This window comes from Gemmatimonadales bacterium (genome assembly GCA_035502185.1).
Taxonomy (GTDB): domain Bacteria; phylum Gemmatimonadota; class Gemmatimonadetes; order Gemmatimonadales; family JACORV01; genus Fen-1245.
Window position 1 is genome coordinate 1 of record DATJUT010000013.1, and the last position, 4,807, is coordinate 4,807.

Consider the following 4,807-nt stretch of genomic DNA (forward strand, 5'->3'; position numbering starts at 1 on the left):
CTCGTCGGTCTTGTAGTGGTGGATCAGCGTCCCGCGCGGCGCCTCGACGACGCCGACGCCCTCGGACGGCTTCACCGTGGGCAGGGTGCGGACGTTCTTGTCCACCAGCACCGGATCGGCGGCAATCTCCTGCAGCCGCTCCGTCGCGTACAGCAGCTCGATGACGCGGGCCCAGTGGTTGCCGAGCGTGTGGTGCACCGGCTTGCCGCCGAGCGTCTCGAACATCTTCTCGTAGGCCTGCTGCGCGAGCGGCGTCGCCATGCCCGACGCGACGTTGAGCCGCGCCAGCGGCGCCACTGCGTAGATCCCGCTGTCCGCGCCCTCGGTGAAGCCCTTCCACCCCAGCGGCTTGAGGTAGCAGAACTTCATGTAGCTCCACGGCTCGACGTGCTCGGCGATGAAGTCGAGGTATTGCCGGGCCGCGAACCGGGCGATCTCCTTGCCTTCCGGCGACACGACCTTGAGCTTGCCGTCGTAGAAATTCGGCCGGTCCTGGTCGTCCACCATGCCCATGTAGTTGGTACGGTGGGTGAAGGTGTCGGAGGTGATGAGCTTCACGTACTCCGGGTTCTTGAGGACGACGTCCTCGAACACCTGCAGCGTGAACTGGGCGAACTTGACCGCGTCGGCGGCCAGCACCTGGAACTGCTTCTGCTCCTCCGGCTTGATCGGCTTGGCGACGCCGCCGGGGAGTCCCAGGACGGGGTGGATGACCTTGCCGCCGGCGATGGCGATCAGCTCGCGCAGCCGCCGCCGCATCGCGATGACCGTCTTGCCGGTCTCGGTGCCCACCTTGGCGATGACGCCGAGGATGTTCCGCTCGGCCGCGGGCGCCGTGGGGCCGACCACGAAGTCCGGCCCGCCGAGGAAGTAGAAGTGCAGCGCGTGGTCCTCGGCCATGAACGCGTTGTAGACCAGCTCGCGGATCGCCTTCCCGGCGGGCGGCGGCTCGACCTGGTACAGGTCGTCCAGGGCCTTGGTCGCCGCCATGTGGTGCGCGGTCGGGCAGACCCCGCAGATGCGCGAGGTGATCTGCGGCATGTCTTCGGCGAGGCGGCCCTTGGCGAACTGCTCGAAGCCGCGCAGCTCCGGGACCTGCATGAAGGCGCGGCTGACGTCGCCCCGCTCGTCGAGGAAGATCTCGATCTTCCCGTGGCCCTCGAGCCGGGTGATCGGGTCGATACTGATCTTGCGCCCGCCACCCGGGGCGGTCTTGGCGGCCGGCGAGCCGGCCGGCGTCGTCGCCTGCGTCATGGTTGTCCCGCCTTCACGGTTTGAGGCACCGCCGCCGGAGCCGCCGCCGGCTTCGCGGGCGCCGCCGCCGCCGCGGGGGCCGGCCGGCGCGCCACGCAGTCCAGCACGGGCTGCGGCGATACGACCTCGGTGCCGATCCCCAGCTTCCTGGGCTCGATGCCCATCGCGAGCCCCATCAGCTGGGTGAAGTACAGCACCGGGATCTTGTACTTGGTGCCGAACTCGCGGTTCACGTCCTGCTGGTAGCATTCCAGATTGAGCTGGCACAGCGGGCAGGCGGTGGCGATCACGTCGGCCTTCGCCTGCACCGCGGCCCGCAGCAGGTCGCGCACCATCGCGAGGGCGGCCCGCCGGTTGGCGATCATCAGCGACGCCCCGCAGCAGTGCAGCCGGTACGGAAAGTCCACGGCGTCGGCGCCGATCGTCTTCAGGAGGTCCTCGAAGTAGCTCGGGGCCTCGGGATCGAACCCGTCGCCGCGGTCCGGCCTGACCAGCTGGCAGCCGTAGTAGGCGGCGACCTTCAGGCCCTTGAGGGGCTGCTTCACCTGCTTCTTGATCGCGTCGAGGCCCACGTCCTTCACGAACACGTGGATCAGGTGATGGACGTTCACCGCGCCGCCGTAGTGCAGGCCGTCGGCCTCGAGCGCGAAGTTGATGTGCTCCGCGAGGTCCTTGTCGGCCTTCAGCTCGGCGTTGGCGTGGTGGAGGTTCTTGAAGCACGCGTTGCACGGCGCCACGACGTCGAGGCCGGCCTTCTCGGCGATGGCCAGGTTGCGCGCGCACAGGCCGTGCGCCAGCAGCTCGTCGATGTTGGTGTACGGGGTGGCCCCGCAGCAGTTCCAGTCCTCGATCTCCTGGAACTCGATGCCGAGCCGGGCGCCGGTCTCGAGCGTGGACACGTGGTAGCTCGCGGAGACGGTTTCCGCCGAGCACCCCGGGTAGTAGGCGTACCGCTTCATGCGACACCTTCCAGAGGCATGATCCGGCTCAGCATCCGCCGGAAGTTCGCGACCCGCTTGACGCGCGAGGGCACCAGCGCGATCCGGCGCTTGGCCATCAGCCGCATCGCGAACCGCATCTCCCGCACCATGCCAACCGGCCCGCCCTCGAAGATGAATGCGGGCGCGTAGCCCGGCTCGTACGACTTGCCGGTGCGCATGATGGTCCGCACGAAGCGGCGGGAGAAGGCGGGGCCGACCAGCCTGCTGCGGTAGCGACGGTGCCAGATGGAGTAGCGCTTGAGCGCGTACATCAGCTCGGAGGGCTTGATCTCCTTCGGGCAGCGCGCGGAACAGGAATAGCACGAGGCGCAGGTCCAGAACGTGTTGCTGGCCAGCACCTCGTCCTTGAGCCCCGCGTTGATCATGGCGATGAGCCGGCGCGGCGTGTGATCCATGTAGTCCGCCGCCGGACAGGTCGCCGAGCAGGTCGCGCACTGGATGCAGCTGTTCAATCCGCGCGTACCCGTCGCGTACATCACGTTGGAGATCTCGTCCGCGAAGGACATCGTCGTCTTCATGGCACTCCCCTCAGGACACCGGCTGTGCCGACGCCGCCGGGTGAAGCAGGGCCGCGACCTTCTCCAGCAGCACGGCGGGCACCACCGGCTTCTCGAGCAGGTCGTCGAGCGGGATGTCGTCCGTGTGGAGCGCGCGGTTCCCGAAGATCGAGGCGAGCTGCGTGCGGAGCCCCGTGACCACCAGGATCGGGAGCCGCTTGAGGCCCGGGTCCGCCCGGATGGCGCGCGCCACGGTGACGCCCTCCGCCCCCCGCCCCATCAGCAGGTCGAGGAGCAGCAGGTCGTGCCGGTGGGCCCGGAGCGCCGCCAGCCCCTCGCGGGGGTTGTAGGCGACGTCGGTCTCGTAGCCGGCCCCCTCGAGCACGGCCCGGGTGGCCGCGACGTACTCGGGGTCGTCGTCGATGATCATCAGCTTCTTCCGCTCGCTCATCTGCGCCCTTCCCTCTCGGTGGCCGGCCGGGCCGCCTGCCCGGGCAACGGCGGTATGCCTCGTCCTCAGTACAACGCCGGCGCGCCCAGCCGCCGCCGCCTCAGGAGCGACGCGGCCAGGCTGTAGCGGTAGAACGTCCCGATCGGGTCGGGGATCGCGGTCACGATCTTCTCGATCTCGGCGGCGTCGTTGCTGCCGATGGTCGAGGCGATGCCCGACATGGCCTTGATCCCGTGGTCCCGGACCCGGCTGGTGGGCCCGAAGCATCCCGTGCAGGGCATGTTGCCCTTGATGCACAGCGCGTCGCACCCCGAGCGCGTCGCGGCGCCGAGACAGAGCACGCCCTGCGCGAGCAGGCAGTCCTCCTGGTTCAGCACCACCTCGGAGGGCCGCTTGAACGCGCTGAGGGCCAGCTTCTCCGGCTTGGTCTTCTGTCGCGGGCACTCGTCGCACAGCGCCACGTCCGGTGCCAGCACGCTGCCCTTGGCCGGCAGGTTGCCCGAGAGCAGGGCCATCACCGCGTTGGCGATGAGGGTGGGCGTCGGGGCGCAGCCGGGCAGGTAGTAGTCGACGTCGATCACCTGGTCCAGCGTGCGCACGGTGTCGTACAGCTCCGGCAGGCTCACGTGGTGGCCGTTCTCGTCGTAGCCCAGCTGCGGCATCACGCCGTCCGGATTGACGAGGCTGGGACTCTCGCGGTAGGCCGTCGCCATCACGGCCTCGCGGTCGGAGAGGTTCGCCAGCCCGGGAATGCCGCCCGTGTGCGAGCAGGAGCCGAAGGCGACGACCACCTGCGCCTTGCGGCGCAGCATGTGCACCATCTCCTCCTGCTCGGTGCTGCGGATGGCGCCGTTGATGAACGCGGCGGCCAACGAGCCGTCGGCCATCGCCTCGACGTCGTGGCGCTTGAAGTCGAGCGCCACCGGCCAGAACACGATGTCCACCGCGGCCACCACGTCGAGCACCTTCTCGGCGAGGTCCACCACGGCTTCCTCGCATCCGCCGCACGAGGCGCACCAGTAGAACGCGACCTTCGGCTTGGCCGTCATGGAACCGCGACCTCCTCGACCGGCTCGGGCGTGCGCTCCGCCGGGATCTCCAGGTTGAGCGGCCCGAGGGCCCGGACCTTCTCCACCATGTCGTTCACCACCACCCGCAGGGGCTCCGCCTCCGACGCCGAGATCCACTCGAGCCGGAACCGCTCCTCCTCGATGCCCAGTTCCGCGAGCATCCGGTGCAGCAGCGCGTAGCGGCGCAGGGTCTTGTAGTTGCCGGACTCGTAGTGGCAGTCGCCGGGATGGCACCCGCCGATCAGCACGCCGTCCGCGCCCTTGGCGAAGGCCTCGAGCACGAACTGCGGGTCGATCCGCCCGGAGCACATCACGCGCACCACCCGCACGTTCGGCGCGTACTTGAGCCGGGTCGTGCCCGCGAGATCGGCCGCCAGGTACGTGCACCAGTTGCAGAAGAAGGCGACGATCCTCGGCTCGAACCGCTCCTGGGCCGCCGTCGCCCCCGGGGCCGCTTCCTTGGTCGTCTCAGGCATACGCCAGCACTCCCCCGATCTCGTCGTAGATCTCCTCGTCCTCGAACATGTGCTGCCG

Annotated in this window: 6 protein-coding genes; all 6 read right to left on the reverse strand. The window is 69.2% G+C overall.

From position 1 onward, the window contains the following. Positions 1–1,254 (reverse strand): Ni/Fe hydrogenase subunit alpha (locus VMF70_01415; GenBank protein ID HTT66663.1); only part of this gene is annotated, 1,254 nt, incomplete at its 3' end. Next, positions 1,251–2,213 (reverse strand): CoB--CoM heterodisulfide reductase iron-sulfur subunit B family protein, encoded by a 963-nt coding sequence (locus tag VMF70_01420; protein HTT66664.1) that lies wholly within the window; start codon positions 2,211–2,213, stop codon positions 1,251–1,253. The genes VMF70_01415 and VMF70_01420, both read right to left, overlap by 4 nt. Then, positions 2,210–2,773, reverse strand: a complete 564-nt coding sequence (locus tag VMF70_01425) for a 4Fe-4S dicluster domain-containing protein (protein ID HTT66665.1) — start codon at positions 2,771–2,773, stop codon at positions 2,210–2,212. Before VMF70_01425 ends, VMF70_01420 begins: the two co-directional genes overlap by 4 nt. A 10-nt stretch (positions 2,774–2,783) precedes the next feature. Next, positions 2,784–3,203, reverse strand: coding sequence for a response regulator (locus VMF70_01430; protein HTT66666.1), 420 nt, complete (start codon positions 3,201–3,203; stop codon positions 2,784–2,786). A 65-nt stretch (positions 3,204–3,268) separates the two neighbouring features. After that, on the reverse strand, positions 3,269–4,252 hold the full coding sequence (locus tag VMF70_01435; protein HTT66667.1) for a F420-nonreducing hydrogenase: 984 nt from the start codon (positions 4,250–4,252) through the stop codon (positions 3,269–3,271). Further along, a complete protein-coding gene (locus VMF70_01440) occupies positions 4,249–4,749 on the reverse strand; it encodes a hydrogenase iron-sulfur subunit (protein ID HTT66668.1) in 501 nt (166 codons plus the stop codon). Before VMF70_01440 ends, VMF70_01435 begins: the two co-directional genes overlap by 4 nt. Between the last annotated feature and the right edge of the window lie 58 nt (positions 4,750–4,807).